Source organism: Frigoribacterium sp. AC759, from assembly GCF_979256015.1.
Genome location: NZ_CEEDMT010000078.1, coordinates 1 through 280, shown reverse-complemented (window position 1 = coordinate 280; position 280 = coordinate 1). Strand labels below are relative to the sequence as shown.

1 protein-coding gene is annotated in these 280 nt (G+C 63.6%); it reads right to left on the bottom strand.

Annotation, left to right across the window (positions count from 1 at the left end; genetic code table 11):
- A partial coding sequence (locus ACZ6JE_RS15160) for a LabA-like NYN domain-containing protein (protein ID WP_464319474.1) occupies positions 1-256 on the bottom strand: 256 nt, incomplete at its 3' end.
- Positions 257-280 lie beyond the last annotated feature (24 nt).

Genomic DNA, 280 nt, shown 5'->3' with positions numbered 1-280 from the left:
GGGTCTTCTGGGTCGAGACGACGGTGACGCGCACGCCCTTTGCCTGGACCGCCTGCACCACGCGTCGGAAATCCCCGTCGCCGGAGAAGAGGACAGCGTGGTCGATGTGCGGGGCCATCTCCAGCATGTCCACCGCAATCTCGATGTCCATATTGCCCTTGATCCGGCTGTGACCCTGGCCGTCGGTGAAGCGCTTCCCCGGCTTGGTCACGACCGAGAAGCCGTTGTAGTCCAGCCAGTCGACCAAGGGCTTCACCGGCGAGAATTCTTCGCCTTCGAC